12 protein-coding genes are annotated in these 17,877 nt (G+C 56.5%); 7 read left to right on the top strand and 5 right to left on the bottom strand.

Going from position 1 to position 17,877, the window contains the following annotated elements:
- On the top strand, positions 1–1,260 hold a 1,260-nt coding region (locus VGE80_RS18295), incomplete at its 5' end, for a vWA domain-containing protein (protein WP_440593664.1).
- Positions 1,261–1,422: 162 nt separating this feature from the next.
- The gene (locus VGE80_RS18290) at positions 1,423–3,018 is read left to right on the top strand and encodes a prenyltransferase/squalene oxidase repeat-containing protein (protein ID WP_440593663.1); all 1,596 of its coding nucleotides are present in this window, start codon (positions 1,423–1,425) and stop codon (positions 3,016–3,018) included.
- 56 nt (positions 3,019–3,074) lie between these two features.
- On the opposite strand, the gene epmB is transcribed toward VGE80_RS18290, so the two are convergent.
- Complete coding sequence (gene epmB, locus VGE80_RS18285; RefSeq protein ID WP_440593662.1) at positions 3,075–4,103, bottom strand: EF-P beta-lysylation protein EpmB; 1,029 nt, start codon at positions 4,101–4,103, stop codon at positions 3,075–3,077.
- Positions 4,104–4,334: 231 nt separating this feature from the next.
- On the opposite strand from epmB, the gene efp reads away from it, so the two are divergent.
- Together efp and miaB are read left to right on the top strand one after the other, a co-directional pair.
- The gene (efp, locus tag VGE80_RS18280) at positions 4,335–4,904 is read left to right on the top strand and encodes an elongation factor P (protein ID WP_373651252.1); all 570 of its coding nucleotides are present in this window, start codon (positions 4,335–4,337) and stop codon (positions 4,902–4,904) included.
- The gene (gene miaB / locus VGE80_RS18275) at positions 4,901–6,361 is read left to right on the top strand and encodes a tRNA (N6-isopentenyl adenosine(37)-C2)-methylthiotransferase MiaB (RefSeq protein ID WP_440593665.1); all 1,461 of its coding nucleotides are present in this window, start codon (positions 4,901–4,903) and stop codon (positions 6,359–6,361) included. Before efp ends, miaB begins: the two co-directional genes overlap by 4 nt.
- A 201-nt stretch (positions 6,362–6,562) precedes the next feature.
- On the opposite strand, the gene VGE80_RS18270 is transcribed toward miaB, so the two are convergent.
- Both VGE80_RS18270 and VGE80_RS18265 read right to left on the bottom strand, forming a co-directional pair.
- On the bottom strand, positions 6,563–7,954 hold the full coding sequence (locus tag VGE80_RS18270; protein ID WP_440593661.1) for a right-handed parallel beta-helix repeat-containing protein: 1,392 nt from the start codon (positions 7,952–7,954) through the stop codon (positions 6,563–6,565).
- 26 nt (positions 7,955–7,980) lie between these two features.
- On the bottom strand, positions 7,981–11,310 hold the full coding sequence (locus tag VGE80_RS18265; RefSeq protein WP_440593660.1) for a PVC-type heme-binding CxxCH protein: 3,330 nt from the start codon (positions 11,308–11,310) through the stop codon (positions 7,981–7,983).
- 328 nt (positions 11,311–11,638) lie between these two features.
- Between VGE80_RS18265 and VGE80_RS18260 the strand changes: the two genes are divergently transcribed.
- On the top strand, positions 11,639–11,830 hold the full coding sequence (locus tag VGE80_RS18260; RefSeq protein WP_373651255.1) for a carbon storage regulator: 192 nt from the start codon (positions 11,639–11,641) through the stop codon (positions 11,828–11,830).
- Positions 11,831–12,352: 522 nt separating this feature from the next.
- Here the strand turns inward: VGE80_RS18260 and glmS are convergent.
- Positions 12,353–14,215 (bottom strand): glutamine--fructose-6-phosphate transaminase (isomerizing), encoded by a 1,863-nt coding sequence (gene glmS, locus VGE80_RS18255; protein ID WP_440593659.1) that lies wholly within the window; start codon positions 14,213–14,215, stop codon positions 12,353–12,355.
- Between the two features lie 838 nt (positions 14,216–15,053).
- Here glmS and VGE80_RS18250 point away from each other — a divergent pair.
- Positions 15,054–15,470, top strand: a complete 417-nt coding sequence (locus tag VGE80_RS18250) for a hypothetical protein (RefSeq protein WP_440593658.1) — start codon at positions 15,054–15,056, stop codon at positions 15,468–15,470.
- 203 nt (positions 15,471–15,673) lie between these two features.
- Here VGE80_RS18250 and VGE80_RS18245 read toward each other — a convergent pair whose 3' ends face one another.
- On the bottom strand, positions 15,674–16,585 hold the full coding sequence (locus VGE80_RS18245) for a TIGR01777 family oxidoreductase (RefSeq protein ID WP_373651258.1): 912 nt from the start codon (positions 16,583–16,585) through the stop codon (positions 15,674–15,676).
- A 185-nt stretch (positions 16,586–16,770) separates the two neighbouring features.
- Here VGE80_RS18245 and VGE80_RS18240 point away from each other — a divergent pair.
- On the top strand, positions 16,771–17,877 hold a 1,107-nt coding region (locus VGE80_RS18240), incomplete at its 3' end, for a formylmethanofuran dehydrogenase subunit B (RefSeq protein ID WP_440593657.1).

Below are 17,877 nucleotides of genomic sequence, written 5' to 3'. Positions count from 1 at the left end.
GGAATCAACGAACATACGAAGAAACCAACCTCGAACATCGACGAAATCAAGAGTGCGATCGACAAGATCAAAGTTGACGAGAGCGGTGTCGAGAAGATGTGCGGTGCCATCCAGGCCGCTGTTTCGAAGTATCGCCAGGCCGCCAATAGCCAGCATCGCAAACTGGTCGTCATCGTCGTTTCCGATGAGTCAGGTGATGATGGCAATCAGGTGGAAGAGACGATCGCCATCTGCAAAGGGTCCTCCACAAAAACGAATTCACTGCGAAGTACCCCCGTCTATTTCCTGGGACACTATTCCGTCTTCGGGTACCCATACGCGCATGTCCGATGGACGGACCCCGTCTACGGTCTAAACCACTGGATCGCGATCAATCGAGGCCCCGAAACTCCTGAGCCCGAGTGTTTGCAGTTCGACGGATTGCATGGCCGATGGGACGTGTTTTCCAGCGGGTTTGGCCCCTACGAGCAGGTGCGAATTGCCAAGCAGACGGGAGGGATCTTCTTCATGCTACCTGGCAATGAAGACAACCTCACGAGCGCAGGGTCTCACGAGCAGCGCAAGTTCGATCTGCTCGATATGAAGGAGTATCTCCCTGACCTCAGCTCGCGACAGGTTTACATCAAAGACCGCTTCGAGCACAAATTCCGTGAAGCCCAGTGGCAGGTGGTGGCGGCGCTCAATCCCCACACCGATGAGAAGCTGAACATGCAGCAGCTCTGGTACAGCACCGACCCGTCCACCTTCGATAAGCAGGGAGAAGAAACGTTCAAACGAGCCCTGCGCGCCATGGGGATGCTGAATGACCAGGTGCGGGTGCTGGAATCCGTCAAAAAATTGCGAGAAAGAGAAACGTCCCAGCGCTGGCGGGCCAACTATGAGCTGATGCATGCCCAGTGTCTGGCTTATCGGGTACGGTTGTTCCAGTTGTTGCTGGCGCTGGACCAACACCGAAAACAGCGGCCGATGCCCTCGAATCCCATGAATAACAGCTGGGACATTCACCGCGTCCACGAACTGCTCGAACCAGACAAAGAACAGATTCAGCAGACGAAAGTGGACTTCGACGAATTGAAACGGCAACTCGACACCGCGCGACAAGAGCTTCTGGATGTCATCGCTAATCATCCGCGAACTCCGTGGGCGCGACGGGCGCAATGGGAACTGGATAGTGGATTCGCAATGAAATTTATCGAATCCTACCGCAATCCGAATTACGACAAGGTGGCGACAAAGGAAATCAAGATTCCGAAGCAGTAGGCGAAAAACGGAGAACGCGATGCCGTTAGGTGCTGCCGGTTCTCGCCGCGATTGCTGCATCGCCGGGGCAGTGCGGTACTCCTCGGCCGAATGGGGATGGAAGAAGGCTGAATGCCGACGGATGAACCGGCTGTAGACTGGTAGTCAATGCGTGAGTCTTAGATGAGCAGCGAACGCAAAGATGTCCCTGAAACTCAACCGGCTTCTGCGTCGCCGCCACCGTTGCCACCGCGTGATGCTTCGAAACCCCACTGGTTTAAGAGTCGTCCCCCCATCGTCGTCGCGACTCCTGCTGCACCCCGTTCTGCTAACTGGTCAAGACTCGCTGTAGTCCTCTTCGTGAGCTTTCTGTTCCATACGGGCGTTCTCGGGTTGTGTGCGTTGATCGTTTTGCACGATCCGCAACTGGTGGAACAGATCTATACGATCATCACGTACCGCGACGACCCGACGGCCACGATCATTGAGCCGCCGCTGCAGCAGCCTGAAGAGATCCGCGATGACTCACTCCCCGTCGCGGAACTGGTCGATTCCGGGTCCGAGCTGGCACTCGACGAGCCTGGAGAGATCGAACTCGACTTGAGTGACGACCTCGGTCAACTTGTGACAGATCTCAGCGAAATCCCGGGCATCCCGGAGATGAAAGTCGCGGTTGAGACGTCGGGACGGATGTCTGTGCAGGCGAAGCGGGCACTGATGGCCCGATATGGCGGAAATGCGGCGAGCGAGGCTGCCGTTGCGCTCGGCTTAAAATGGCTGAAGCATCACCAGATGGCTGATGGAAGCTGGAGTTTCAATCATTCAAAGCACCCGCAATGCAAGGGGGCGTGCTCGCAGGACGGCAGCTTCGCGGCATGTCCCACCGGTGCCACGGGGATGGCTTTGCTAGCGTTTCTCGGGGGTGGGCACACTCATCAGAAAGGGGAACACCAACGGAGCGTGAAACGGGGGCTGGATTTTCTGCTGAAAGCGGCCAAGCCCACGACGGCGGGTCTCGACTTACGGGGAAACGTCACATCGAATGAAGGGATGTACGTTCAGGGAATCTGCACCATTGCGCTGTGTGAGAGCGCGGCGATGACGAGAGATCCTCGAATCCGAAACGCGGCAGAACGGGCAGTGGAGTTCATCGCAAAAGCGCAGAATCAGAATGATGGAGGCTGGCGATACAGTCCCGGTGACGCGGGAGATCTATCGGTCTCCGGCTGGCAAATCATGGCTCTCAAGAGCGGCTATTCGGCGAAGCTGAAAATTGCCCCCCCAACATTCAGGAAGGCCGAAAAGTTCCTGAATGCGACACAATCGCACGGCGGTTCGCGCTACATGTACACGCCTGACCCGAATGTCTCGGGCGAGGTGGAAGGACCGGCAACACCGACGATGACCGCAGTAGGACTGCTCTGCCGGATGTACCTCGGCTGGAATCCCCAGAATCAGCAACTCGCAAAAGGAGTGGCTTATCTGGATCAGGTCAAACCCCAGCCTAACAACATGTATTTCAACTACTACGCGACGCAGGTGATGCACCATTGGGGCGGCGAAGAGTGGACGCGCTGGAACAGCGTGATGCGAGACCATCTCGTACGGACGCAGCACCCGGTGACCGATGGTCACCTCGCGGGAAGCTGGGATATCGCGGACCCTCACGGAGGAGGAGGGGGGCGTCTCTACATGACGTGCCTCTCGATTATGACTCTCGAGGTCTACTACCGCCATTTGCCGATCTACAGTAGTGAGAACATTAAAATCGAGTTTTGAACGACCTGTCAGAACAAAAATCGGCTATGGGCCACACTGTGTCTGCAATGTTAAGTCTACAGAGGCGTTTTGTGAGGCTGGCCCGGCAATTCTCTGACGTACTGGGGAACGGCATAGCCGGGAAGCCGGGTACGGAGTTCCGCGAGTATCGACTGACCAGCGGATTCATCAACCTGAAAGTGAGTGGTTCCCTGCACCAGATCGAGTTGATGCAGGTAGTAAGGGATGACGCCGACATTGATCAGTCGCTCGCTGAGCTCTGTCAGCGTGTCCGCATTGTCATTGATCCCTCGCAAGAGGACTGACTGATTCAATGTGGTAATACCAGATCTGACAAGCTGCCGCAGAGACTGTTCGCAGTCCCCGGCGATTTCCCGGGGGTGGTTTGCATGAACGACCATGATCGGAGTCAGTCGTGATCCCGTCAGCAGTTCGATAAGGGATTGCGACACCCGGTTGGGTAGGACAATCGGCATCCGGGAATGAATCCGCAGTCGCTTGAGATGCGGGATGATCTCCAGCCGGCGGATGATCTCTGTCAAACGGGAATCCGTCAGCATCAGCGGATCACCTCCACTCAGCAGGACCTCCTGAATCGACTCGTCACGCGACAGGACTTCCAGCGCCGGTTCCCATTCATCGAGCCGACGCGGTTCCAGTTCATACTGGTAGTGCCGCCGGAAGCAGTAGCGGCAGTGGACCGCACAAACGCCGGTGGCAATCATCAGTGCCCGACCATGGTATTTGTGTAACAGGCCGGGTGCTCGACGGCTTTGCGTGTCTCCGACGGCATCGATGGCGGCCCCGGGCGAAGGCCAGTTTTCGACATCGAGCGGCAGGACCTGCATCAGTAAGGGGTCTGCGAGGTTTCCGGGTTCCATTCGCTGCAGGAAACTCTCCGGAACGAATAGCGGGAACAACTGCGAGGCTCGGCGGGCCGGCTCAAGCGACTCTGTCGGCAGTCCGAGCCGTTCGAACAGGACGTCCGGATCGCGAATGGCCCTTGCGAGAGACTCGTGCCAGGAATCTCGATTCCCCATTTTCGATGAGACGGGTGAAGATTTCTGACGAACCGACGGGTCCACGAGAATCGAATCCTTTACTCGCCCGAAGGCAACTTGTTCGACGGGGTTACGTGCTGAAGGGGACGAGGTGGGGCAGCAACATATCAAATGGTGGTGATCGATGCGGGAGAGCTCTTGACAGAACGATTCACAGCTACAGCCGCATCTGATATTCTACGCGGCTCAGTTTTGGCAAGTTAATCGACTCCGGCAACGCGTGAGTCAGCGTATCACACCACAAAGAAAAGACATATGGCTCAGCTCAACACGAGCGACTTTCGCAAAGGATCCAAAGTCATCCTGGATGGCGAACCTTACGACATGGTCGAAGTGAACTTCGTGAAGCCAGGTAAAGGACAGGCCCTTTACAAATGTCGGCTGAGGAATTTGATCAAGGGAACCTTGCTCGATCGCACCTACAAGAGCGGAGACAGCCTGGAAGCCGCCGAGATCCGTGTGGGCGACGGGCAGTTCCTTTATAAAGACAGCACGGGTCTGGTCTTCATGGACCAAAGCTCATTTGACCAGTACACGATCCCCCTGGATGTCGCGGCGGATCAGGCCCGGTTCCTGCAGGACGGCGCCGTCTGCTCGATCATGTACTGGGGTGAGCAGCCGATCGGATTTACCGCTCCTGACAAGGCGGTGATGAAAGTGACTTATACGGAAGACGTGGTTCGCGGAAACACTTCCTCGAACCTGACGAAACCGGCCACTGTGGAAAATGGCGAGGTTGTCCAGGTCCCGGCGTTTGTAAACACCGGGGACATGATCCGGATCAATGCTCAAACGGGCGAATATGTTGAACGAGTAAAAAGCTGATGAGCATGACACCCTCCCACAACGGTAAACTGTTTATTGAGACCGTAGGCTGCCAGATGAATATGCTGGACAGCGAACTGGTTGTCGGCGCTTTGCGCAAAGACGGCTACAGCCTGACCGATGACATTCGCGAAGCGGACACGGTTCTGTTCAATACGTGCAGTGTGCGGGAACACGCCGAACACAAAATCTATTCCGCACTGGGCCGCCTCAAGTACAGCAAGCTCTCTCGCCCCAACCAGGTGATCGGGGTTCTCGGCTGTATGGCTCAGAAGGACCAGGAACTGGTCTTCCAGCGAGCTCCGCACGTCGACATGGTGGTCGGGACGGGACAACTGGCTGAAGTTCCGAAGCTGATCGATGCGGCCCGTGAACGACGTGAACGGTCTCTCGCGGTCAGTCTCGATCGCAAGGAGGGCTCGCGTGCCGAGGTCAGTGACAGTTTCCAGAGCTATGATCCCCTGCGCGAACCCGAGATGCGGCCGACGCCGCATCAGGCGTTTGTCCGGATCATGATCGGCTGCGACAAGTTCTGTACCTACTGTGTTGTTCCGATGACACGGGGACCGGAACAAAGCCGTCCTCCAAAGGACATTCTGCACGAAGTCAAAGTGCTGGCTGATCAGGGAGTCAAGGAAGTGACTCTGCTTGGCCAGACCGTCAACAGTTACAAAGTGAAGCAGGATGGGAAGCTGTTCCGACTTTCGGACCTCCTGGAACTCATCCACGATGTTGAAGGAATCCTGCGGCTGAAGTTTGTCACGAACTTCCCCAAGGACATGACCGACGACCTGCTTCAGGCGGTTCGCGACTTGCCCAAGTGTTCCCAGTACCTGCATGTCCCGGCGCAATCGGGCTGCAACGAAATGCTCAAGCGGATGAAGCGGGGTTACACGATCGAAGACTATCGAGAGATGTTCGGTCGTATCCGTAGCACGATGCCCGGGGCATCCGTCTCGAGTGACTTCATCGTCGGGTTCTGTGGTGAAACTGACGAAGCCCATCAGAAGAGTCTCGAACTGATCCGCGAGTGCCGGTTCAAGAACAGCTTTATCTTCAAGTACAGCCCCCGACCGGGCACCAAAGCCAATGAACTGCTGATGGATGATGTGCCTGAAGAGGTCAAGCGCCAGCGTAATCAGGAAATGCTGGCTTTGCAGAACCAGATCAGCGCCGAGGACAACGCGGCGTTTATCGGTCGCCAAGTCGAAATCCTGGTCGAAGGGCCCAGCAAATCCGAAGTGAAACGGGGCGATTCCGGCGCGGCGGGTGGTCCCGTCCAACTGACCGGTCGCACGTTGTGCGACCGAATCGTCGTCTTCGATGGGAATCCGCGACTGGCCGGGTCGATGACCACGGTTTCAGTCGAAGACTGTACTCCGACGACCTTGATCGGAAGTATTGTCACCCAGCAGATTCAGCACGGTTCATCACCACTGCTGCCGATCCTCGCCTGATGAGTTTTGAACGAGAGAACTGCACATGCCAACCGTGTGCAGTTCTCTGCGATCGCCTGCGAACGGAATAGACGTCGATCGTTCGTTCGGCGAATAGCCTGACGCGTCGACGCCCGGAAAAGTTGGTGACGCTCACTCAACGGTGCCTGCAGAGCGGGAAGGTCGGAGCGACTTCTCGCTTATTCACAGTGTCGCACATCGTCACGGTTTGGAAAGCTCGACATTGGAAACGCCCCGACTTCCTGCGGGGAAGACGTTTGTGCCGAAGTGCAGGCCGCGTGGGGATGTCTCGGATCCATGTTCGATCCTGACGGCATAATGATACCGAGGCGACTCGGTTGTCTCGTCTACCCGCTCCGGAAGTTCGTCCGGGTCGGGGTTCGAGATGATGTTTCCCTGGATCAAAACATCACGTAGCGGTGGGTCGGTCGGTTCCTGACCACGGTCAAAACGAAACACCGCGCGGCTGGAATCTTTCCACATCCAGTACGAATCTCCGTAGCCGAACTGTGAAATCACGTTGTCCGTGATCAGCGATCCGCCATCGACATTCGCCGCAATGGCAGGGTTGCCATTCTCTGACGCTGTGCCGGGATAGGCTCCCGAACCGGACATGAGTCCGATGGCCCAGAGAACACATTGTGAGAATTGGTTGCCGGTAATCAGCACGTTCCGTGAGCCGTGCATGGCTTTCGTCCCAATAAAACTATTGTGGACGACGTTGTTGCTGATGATGACGTGGTCAGAATGGATGTCGATACCCTGCGCGGCATTCTCAATGTGGTTGCCAAGAATCCGCGTCATTTTGCTCTGAGCCGGTCCGGTGACAATCAGTGCTGAGCCCTGGTGCCAGTTGTTGACATATTCTGCATCCCAGGCCTCCTGAGAGATCAGCAGTCCCTTGGTCGGATTCTTCTTCGTGAACTTCCCGAGTTGATGCTGCGCCTTGATTTCGGGCGTGGGGCGGTATTGAGTTTCGATGATGGTGTTGCCCTGGATCAGCGTCCCCTGGCAACGATCAATGGCGATCCCTGTGCCGTCGATGCACCGAAACGCATAGCCCAAAAGTTCTGCATTTGCCGTGCGATCATCGATGGCAATCGTCATATAGTTACGGACGTCGCAATTGAGAATCCGTCCGTTGCGCACTTCTGAAAAGCGAATCGCGCTGGTTCTGGCTCGATTATCGATGATGCTCACCTGGTCGATCGTAATGTCGTCCCCATCCGAGACGAGCAGTGCGGGGTGCTCGGTATCGAGCTTCCCTTCCGACCGGGTGAGCGTGATTCCCACCACCCGAACACGCCGGGCGTGCTCGATCTCGAGGATGTGCCTTGCCGGATTCGTCATCACGATCCGGCCGGATCCCTTCAGGCAGGTGCCGGACCCACTGATCCGCACGGTGGCATCGACACGATGGTCGCCTGCGGGAAGGTGGATTTCTCCGCCAGGATTTGCATCGATGGCTGCCTGAATGCTGGGATAGTCTGCGACCGAGATTTCTGCACTGACGACCTCGGAGGACATCTGCCGGATCGCAAGGATCGTCAACATGCCGAACTTGAGCCAGACGTTCCACCTGACGGTATTCATGTGCGGTATCTCTGACGGCGAGGGTTCTACTTCGTTCCGTGAGCTGCGGAAGCGGTTGGCGATTTTCGTTGAGCGAGAAATTCGACCAGATCCCGAATCTCCGACTTCGTCAGCTTTTTCACGAGATCCTCCGGCATTCCCGACTTGCCGACGGTTCGCTCTTCAATTTCGGCAATCGGGATAGTGACGAGCTGGCCATCGGGCAGGTGCAGACGCAGCCTCTCGTTATTCTCGTCTTTGACGATCCCTGCGAAGACACGTCCATCCTGAAGTGAAAGGATGGCCGTCTCAAACCCCTTGGCGATTTGCTTATTGGGATCAACGAGAGCTTCGAGCAAGTATTCGCGAGATTTAGCGAGGCCAATCCCGGACAGGTCAGGTCCCACTTCGCCGCCCGAGTTGTCGATCTTGTGGCAACGACGACAGGATACGTCTGCCCGACCAAAGAAGATTTCACGTCCCCGATCGGCATTGCCACCTTCCAGAGCCTCACGAAAGTCCTTGAGATGATCCGCGGGCGAACGTTTTGAATTGAACGCCTTGACCAGAGTCAGAAGTCGGGGAGTGCCTCGCGTCTCTGCGGCGTTGAGCAGGTCCAAGTGGAGGACGGGGGGGACTGCTCCATTGACCATCTTATCGAGCCACGTTCCGATGACCTCATCGGCATCTTCCCGTTTCAAGCTGGCCAGCGCTTGAACGGCGGATTGTTGTTCCGAAGTCGAGTTTCCTGCCATAATTTCCGCGAATGAGCGAACGGCCCGGGCGGGATCGATTGCAGCGAGAATGCGCCGTGCTTCGCTGCGCACAGCAGGTTGTTCATCTTCAAGGGACTGTTCCACCCACGAGGCAAGTTGCGGACTCTTCAAAGCGTGAAGAGCGGCCAGTGCCGACGCTCTTAAGGGGGTGGGGGAGTCCTTGGCATCGCTGAGGATTTCAATGAGATACGGTTCGACGTCGCCGATTGCGTACTGCGTGGCCAGTTTGACGGCCGCTTCACGAAGATTCGGACTGCCCGCGAAATAGGAGTCCATCCACGGCCGAATGACTTCAGCGATGTCGACGTTCCGTTTGTCCAACGGGCGATAGTCACCCGTCACGCGATCCAGCGGCCCTGGTGCGTTCCATTCGGTCAGTTCCGCGAGCGCTTCGATCCGCAGCACCTCGTCACTGAGCGGATTCCCTGCGTACGTGGCGACGACTTCCGCATTCTCTTTCGTTCCCAAGTGGAAATTCGCACTCATCGCTCGTCGGGCGACCGGGTCTGGCAGTCCCGGGTGGTCGAGAAGCTGGGCTAAGGCCTCCAGTGCGTTCGGGACGGGCAGGTCATGGATTGCACGAGCCGCCTCGGTGACGATCAGAGGTTCGACATCGGTCAGAAAGAGTCCCAGGCCAGGGCTGGCCAGGCGACGGAGAGCGACGACGACCCCCAGTCGGATCGAGGTGTTGGGAATGCGTGCAGCGGTCAACAGTTCCTGCGCCGATGCGGTTCCCACCAGGCCCATCACCAGGGCATGTCGTAGTGTCGGGTCGGCGTCGGCATTCTCGGCGAGTGCTTCAAGCAGCGGGGCAAACGCCGGTTTGTATTTCAGTTTTCCAACGGCGATCGCGGCGAGGGATCGGACTCGCAGATCAAGGTCCTTAACCATTTCGGCCAGGATCGGTCCTGCTTCTGCAAAGGCTGCCTCTCCGCAGACTCGGGCCACTTGTGCACGAACTTCAGGTGAGCGGTCCTGCGCGAGCGCCAGAAGCGGTTTCAGCACCGAGGGATCTTTACGTCCGATCTGCCCCAGTCCCCAGATGGCATGCACGCGGGCGAAGAGATTTTCATGACTGATTGCGATCTCTGTCAGTTGCTCGGTATGGCCTTTTGTGGCCATGGCCAATTGGGCTCGCAGGCGAATTCGGTAGTCGGCATGTCCCAGAAGCTGGCTGAGCTGCTCGGGAGTACGCGATTCGAAACCTTCGCTCATCAGATCTTTGACCTCGCTCACGACGGGGGACTTACTATGTAGCTCGTCGCGGAACCGGTAGATGCGGCCTTTTCCCAGGCCATCCCAGCCGTCGACCCAGTCGGAGACGTAGATTTCCCCGTCGTAACCGAAGTCGATGTCCGTCGCCAGAATCGACCAGACGAACTCTTCCGGGTTCACGAGTTCAAAAGAAGCCCCTTTGGGAACCAGTGAGAAAGTTCGGATTCCGCTGTTCGAGGCTTGTCCACGAAAGTCTGCGAGGAAAAAGTTCCCCCGGTACTTTTCATCCAGGCCCGTGCCGGGGTAGTAGGCCAGCCCCGAGGGACCATCGGCGAAGTGGGCGACGGGAGGAACGATGTACGCCGCCTGACCGGGGTGGTGCACATGCCAGAGCTTTTCCCGATTCCAGGGTCCGCGGTCCTGGGGATACTGATAATACATTCGCCAGCCGGTATCCGATCCTTCGACCAGATAAACCCAGCGGGCACGGTCGCCGCTGTCAGAGTTGTTATCACCCGTAAATAAGTTGCCGAAATCGTCGAAGGCCAGTTCCTGTGGGTTTCGCAGGCCGGTACAGAAGACTTCCAGGGTCGAGCCATCCAATTCACAGCGGAAGACGGCTCCCTGGTCCGGTTTCGCCAGTTGCGTCCCATCTTTGAGAACGATGTTGTATCCACGATCGCCAATACTAAAGTAGAGACGACCATCCGGACCGAGGATCAGTCCGTGCAGATCGTGACCTCGGAATGCCACGCGGACGCCAAAGCCGTCATGAAGCGGTTGCTTCGCGTCCGCAACCCCATCGTCATTCGGATCCGTCAGTGCCCACAACCTGGGGATGCACGTGTAGTAGACAGTTCCATTCAGAGCGAGCAGCCCCGCGCCAGTCCCCTCTTCGATGTGATTGAATCCGTCGGCGAATACGGTGGCTTCATCAGCTCGCCCATCGCCATCCGTATCGACCAGTCTTCGGATGCGATCATGCTCCAGACCGTAGTCTTTGACATGTTCCTTCAGATGCTTTTTGAAGAAGTGAATGCGGTCGGCAACTGTTTGAGCTGCCAAGTCATCGATCACCCAGTCCATGTGCCCACGGTTATCTTCGACCCCCTTCGACTGCCGGAACGTTTCCGCGACGAAAATCCGTCCCTTCTCATCGATGCAGAAGGCCACCGGGTTTGCCAGCTGCGGCTCAGCGGCGAACAGTTCGCCCTGAAAGCCACCCGGAATCTTAAAACGATGGAGCGCCAGCGCCCCTTCCTCGGACTTCTCCTCGATCTTGGGAGAATAGGTTTCCTGAGCCTGAACCCGACCGAGTGTCATCTGACCGAGCGTGAAAATAGTGAAAATGAAGAGGAGGCCAAACTTACGGAAGGTCGTGGTCATCGTGAGCGCTTTCTGAGCGAGCCTGGCTGCATTCTGGCAAGGCAGCGATTATGCCGCTCAGATCGATCAGCTACCAGTGAAGTGGCGTTTCAGCCAACTGCTGATCAAAATGACTTGTCCATAATTGGACAGTTGGTCAAAACTCGCCACCGAGACAGGGGCACCACACGGCCTGAATATCCGAAAAATAGCGTAAAAGGTCAGAATTGTGCTCAAGTTCCTCAGCATTTAGGGAACCGAAGGATGCCGGAATTCGTCTGTGGTGTAATAATTGCGAGTGTATGTGGCTCGGTGTGGAACCTACTGCTCTAGTTCAAGGAAGAGAACGATGTTGGTTTTAACTCGCGGCGTGAATCAGAAGATCGATATTGGCGACAGCACGATTACGGTAACCGTTTTGGAGGTGAAGGGTGGCCGTGTCCGCCTGGGGATCGAAGCACCTGCCGATGTCTCGATCCGACGCCGAGAACTGACTGTGAATGTACCAATGGAAATGGTTCCAGAGATGTGCGGACAATGAAACCTGTCTGTCGGCGTTGAATTCGTTGCAACCTCTTAAATCTATTGGTGGTCAGGCGACACGTCGATTTCGTTCGACGGAGTGTCGCCTTGGACCGCGGAGGTTTGGCAACCGGTGGAAGTCTGCAGCGTACGTGATGCGACGGCCTTGACAGCGTGACGCTTCCGTACCCTCCATGTTGCCCACGAGAGTTGAACCGTGCGCCGAAAAAGCGCGCTCGATCGCTCTATGAGGGGCGAAGTGAAGACTTCCATGCGTCTTTTTTTTATGGTCTCAAGCCCTTGGTATCACTGTTGTGAGGCGCCAGGTCCCGGCCAATCGGTGAAAATTCATATTCATCTGAGTTTTTGTAGGGAAAGAACCTTTCCTCAGGGCAACTGCCTGACTCTTTGTTGCCAAGTCGTAGCTATGAATCCCATAGTACGCCGCTCGACATTTGATCAGTTTCCGAGCCCTGACTGAGCGTCATGGGCCCAGAACTGCATTTCCCTCCGTCCGGTTCGGAGACGATCGAACTCACTTTCACTCGACGGTCACGCTTTTCGCGAGGTTTCGTGGGCGATCCACGTTGCACCCTCGATAAATGGCGATTTGGTAGGCCAGGAGCTGCAGGGGAATCGACGTGACCAGGGGCTGAAGGTATTCATCAACGTCTGGTACGTAGATGACATCGTCTGCCAGTTCCGCAATCTTGTCGTCCCCTTCGCAGGCGATGGCGATGACCGGGCCTTTGCGGGCTTTGACTTCTTCCAGATTGCTCATCACCTTTGGATAAATTTCGCAGCGAGGAGCAATAAAGACGCTCGGTGTGTCCTCGTCGACCAACGCGATGGGACCATGTTTCATTTCGGCGGCGGGGTAGCCTTCTGAGTGAATATAGCTGATTTCTTTCAGCTTGAGAGCCCCTTCGAGGGCCACCGGGAAGTTGTACAGTCGTCCCAGATAAAGAAAATTTTCTGCCGTGTAGTATTTACGAGCGACGTCCTTAACCGCGTCAAAGCATTTCAGGGCCTGTCGGATCTTGTCGGGCATCTCCCGCAGTTGACTGATCATTCGTTTGCCTGCGGGGTGCGACAGATGTCGCATTCGACCGAGCAGCAGGGCCAGCAGGGTCAAGACGGTCACCTGTGAGGTAAACGCCTTGGTTGAAGCGACGCCGATTTCGGGGCCCGCATGCAGATAAATTCCGCCGTCCGCCTCGCGGGCGATTGTGGAACCGACTGTATTACAGATGGCCAGGGTCGGATGGCCCTTTCGCTTGCACTCACGCAAGGCCGCGAGGGTGTCCGCCGTTTCGCCGCTTTGCGTGATCGCAAAGATCATTGTGCGGTCGGCCATCGGGGGATTGCGGTATCGCAATTCACTGGCGTATTCCACTTCCACCGGAATACGGGCGAATTCTTCGATGAGGTATTCACCCACCAACCCCGCGTGCCAACTGGTTCCGCAGGCCGTGAGAACGATCCGGTCAATCCGTCCCAGCGATTGGGGATCGAGGTTTAGCCCGCCGAACTTCGCGGTGGCCTCCTCATCGTCCAATCGGCCTCGTAGCGCGTTTTCGATCGTTTGAGGTTGCTCGAAGATTTCCTTCAGCATGTAGTGATCGAATTCCCCCAAATCGGTGTCGCGGGAGGTTTGCTCCAGCGCTCGAATGGAGAGTGCAGGGGCACTACCGTCCTGGTGTCGCAGCACAAATGAATCAGCCTTGATGACCGCTGTTTCGTGATCGTTGAGATAGACAATTTCTTTCGTGTGACCAACGAGGGGACTCGCATCACTGGCGAGAAAATACTCGCCTCGGCCCATCCCGACGACCAGCGGGCTGCCGAACCGGGTCGCGATGAGTAATCCGGGGACATCGCGGAACATCACTGCCAGTCCATACGTTCCTTTGATCTGTCGGACTGCGGATTCGACCGCACGGACGCACGTCTCCGCTTCAAATGGGTCATCGCCCAGCTTTACGGCTTCTTCCAACTGATGGGCAACCAGATGGGCCGCCACTTCCGTATCCGTGGCGGTGCGAAATACGTAGCCCAGTTCGCGAAGCCGGTCACGCAGAATCGAGTAGTTTTCGATCACACCATTGTGGACGAGAACGACTTCCCCGTTGCCACCGGTGTGGGGGTGCGAGTTTGTGTCGCTCGGTTCCCCATGAGTTGCCCAGCGGGTATGGCCGATTCCGGATGTTCCCTGGATTGGCAACAGTTTGCAAAGGTCCGCCAATTGTGAGACGCGGCCCGTTTTTTTCCGGATCGAGATCTTGCTGCCGTCCTGGAGAGCGACCCCGGCACTATCGTAACCTCGATATTCCAGCCGAAACAAACCTTCGATCAGGTAGTCGTAAGCCTGCTTGGGACCGACATAGCCTACAATTCCGCACATATTTGCGACCTCCTTCTCGATGTCTGCGTCGAATTCATCCGTGATTAAAAATTTGTCAGCATGGCAGTTTGAAAGGCCTCATCCCTGCAGTCGGAATCTCTCGTTAGACCGGCAGACGGTTCTCTGTAAGGCTTTTTTGAATAGCGACTTCCAGCGAAATGAGTCCTCAGTTGGCAAGGTGCTGCCAAGGTTCGAAAGGGTGATTTCGCGCGGCTTATAGCAGAACGACGAGAGTCTGTTGAGACGAATTCCGCCAACAGCAATTCTCTGTCATGGACAGACTCTCCGGACGTAAATCGAGTTCTGCCGGTTCAGTCATCCTCCTGTGCCGACGCCCGTGACGGTTGGCATGGCGCCATGCGGTGAATAAATGTGTAGATGTCCATGATCGGAAGTTTTCTTACATGCGAGAATTCGAGGTCTGGCAGGGACTGTTTGGGTGAAGGGGGCAACGATTTGTTGACATCTGTAAACCAAATCGAGCGAGCGTGTTTCAACTTTGAAACGACTCGACCATAGGGAAGTGTGGCCCGCCTGATAAAATGTTCCACCCCCAGGGAATACCGTCGAGGAGAGCGGTCACGCCACTTGTTGCGGTTATTTCAGGAACGCAGTGATACTTGTTCGGGATCTATCGGGTATTCAACTGCGGGCAGGATTCCGATTTCTCCGATCATTCTGAGGAGTTGAGCAAGTCATGGATGCGGCGATTGCACGCCAGAACGGCGGCTGCGTTATCGTCGCAAACCCATGCGGGAATTATTGCAGTGGCACATCGATTGCCAACTCGGCTCTCGACTTCCGAGCCAACTCCCCCGCATGACGGAGCCTTCACAAGATGACTTGCCCACCGGACTGGTTATCGTCGTTTGCTGATGACGTCACATCCTGCATTCGTTCGCATGATGATCTCGCCCCGCTGGGCTGCCACTTTCACGATATGGACGGCATCTGGGAGATTACGCTCTTTGCGTCCCTGACCGAGGTCATCGGGGGACCGCACGACGGTCGTCTGCGCCCCTCTCCGTTCAGTGTCGACGTGAAACCGCTGCTCGCGGCATTTTCGCATGTCGACAAGATTACCTGGCAGGCATTGCGAGTCGACCCGAGTGACGAACTGGGACCTCACCTCTCGATTGAAGGGCTCGTCGGGACAAAGCCGGTCTGGCTGCGGATCACCTCAATCGCGCCGGAGCGTTTTGAACCGGGGCGGCATCGCCTGGCCAACCGGCAGGCGTTCAAGGACATCTGGTGATCACTGCGACGGCTGGTTGATGACAAAAGGACAAGGTGGGATTGTCTCCCCTCCTTGTCCCTGGGACTGACTCTCTGGGTGTTGCGCGGTCTTGACTGGCGTTGCAGGTCTCCGGTGCCCCCGGAATGCCTAAGTTCAGAGGAGACGCTTGAGTCCATCGAACATCGTGCATTCACACCTCTCGCACTCACACACCGTGAAGCTCAGTGCTTTGCAGGCTGCGGGGCAAGTGCGTGCTTCAATGCAGGTTCCAGGCTGGGGTAGGCAAAGCGATAGCCCGTTTCGCTCAATCGATTCGGCATCACGCGAGCGCTGGACAGAAGGAGTTCATCCGCCATTTCACCCAGAACGGTCCGAGCAACGAAGGCGGGCATCGGGACGATTGTCGGTCGATTCAGAACCGATCCCAAAGTCTTGGTAAAGTCGTAGTTCGTTGCGGGACTGGGGGCAGTGACGTTGACCGGGCCCGAAATTTTCTCGTGCGTCATACAGTGCTGGATGGCTCCGACGACATCCTCGATGGCAATCCAGCTCCAGTACTGATTCCCGGATCCAATCACGCCTCCGCCGCCAAGTTTGAATGGTGTCAACATCTTGGCCAGTGCGCCACCTTTCGGAGAGAGGATCACTCCGAACCTCAGGTTGACGACTCGAATTCCTTCAGCCCGGGCTGGTTCGCATGCGGCTTCCCATTCTTTGCAGAGATCTGCCAGAAACCCGGTTCCCGGTGGGGATGTTTCGTTCAGCAGATCACGGCCGCGATCACCGTAATATCCCACTGCCGAGGCTGCAATCAGCGTTTTTGGCGGGGACTTCAGTTGTGCCAGTGTCTCACACAAAAAACGGGTTGCATCGATGCGACTGGAGCGGAGCGTCTGTTTGAACTGTGGTGACCAACGCTTCTGAGACAGATTTTCTCCTGCCAGATGAATGACGACATCCGTCCCTTCCAGTCTCCCTTTCGGCAGTTCTTTTCGGGTGGGGTCCCAGCGGATGTCATGCGCTTCCTCGGCCTGACGTCGGGTCAGTCGCAGAACTTCGTGTCCCTGGCTTGTCAGAGAAGGCACCAATTCTGATCCGACCAGTCCCGTCGCTCCGGATACCAACACCTTCATGTTAAATTCCTTCGAGAGTTCACGCAGATTTGGCTGAGAAATGGCAGACATGTCTAAACGGTACCAGATTTTAGGCTTGTCGTCGCAACCCGCCCACGAAATGCCGTAACTTCATTTCCTCAATTCTGGTGACGTCAGAAGACCGTTTACAGTAAGCTGAACGAATTCGAATATTTTCCTGACTGATGCAACACGAAAAGGCACGAGTTTTGGACGAAATCCTGGAAGACGTCGCCTGCACCGTATGTGCGTGTGTCTGTGATGATCTACGTGTTACTGTCCGAAATGGACGGATCGTGGATTACCAACCGTTCTGCTCGCGCATAGGTGACTGGTTCCATCAACAGAATTCGACAACTCCCGTCGCTGCAACGCGATCTGGGGTGGATATCTCACTTGATGAGGCGATTGAGGCGGCGGCGGGTTACCTCCGGAACGCTCGCGCCCCTTTAATCTACGGATTGTCCCGAAGCAGTACGGATGGACAACGTGCCGCCTTGGCTCTGGCAGATCGAATTGGAGCCACGATTGACACCACCGCCTCAGAAGGACATGCCCCCTCGATTCTTGCGCTGCAGCAGACAGGCGAATCGACCTGCTCGTTGGGAGAAATTCGAAACCGGGCCGACCTGGTGATCTACTGGGGATCAGATCCCCTTCAATGGCAGCCTCGACATCTGGAACGCTATTCGATGCGTCCGGGGATGCTCACGCCCAATGGTCGCGCGGATCGAACCCTCATCGTGATCGGTTCGGAGCGCACACAAACGTCTGCCGCAGCAGATCTGATTCTCGATATGGAACCGGGACAGGACTTCGAAGCCCTGTGGACGTTGCGAGGCTTACTGAAGGGAATCGAGCCAGCGCCAGGAGCGAAGACGGGACTTCCACTGAATCAGCTGAAAGACCTTGCGGAACGGATGAAGTCGTGCCGTTGCGGGATCGTGTTTTTTGGATATGAACTTGTCCGCCAGTCGATGGGCCATCACAACGTCGAAGCACTGCTGCAACTGGTCACGGACCTCAACGAGTTCACGCGTTTTTATGCCCGCCGGATGCGAGTGGCGGGTGACGTGTCCGGGGCCGACAGTGTGCTTTGCTGGCAGACGGGCTACCCCTTCAGCGTCAGCCTGTCTCGGGGCTATCCGCGCTATAACCCCGTCGAGTTCTCGGCGGCCGATCTACTGGAGCGGCGCGAAGCGGACGTGGCAGTTCTGGTAGGATCCGCAAGCCTGGAAACTTTTCCTCTCGCTGCCATTGATCACCTTAAGTCGATTCCGACGATCGTACTG

It is taken from the genome of Schlesneria sp., assembly GCF_036405755.1.
Classification (GTDB): Bacteria; Planctomycetota; Planctomycetia; order Planctomycetales; family Planctomycetaceae; genus Schlesneria; species Schlesneria sphaerica.
Note: the sequence above shows the minus strand (reverse complement) of the source record. Positions and strands in the feature narration are given on the sequence as shown.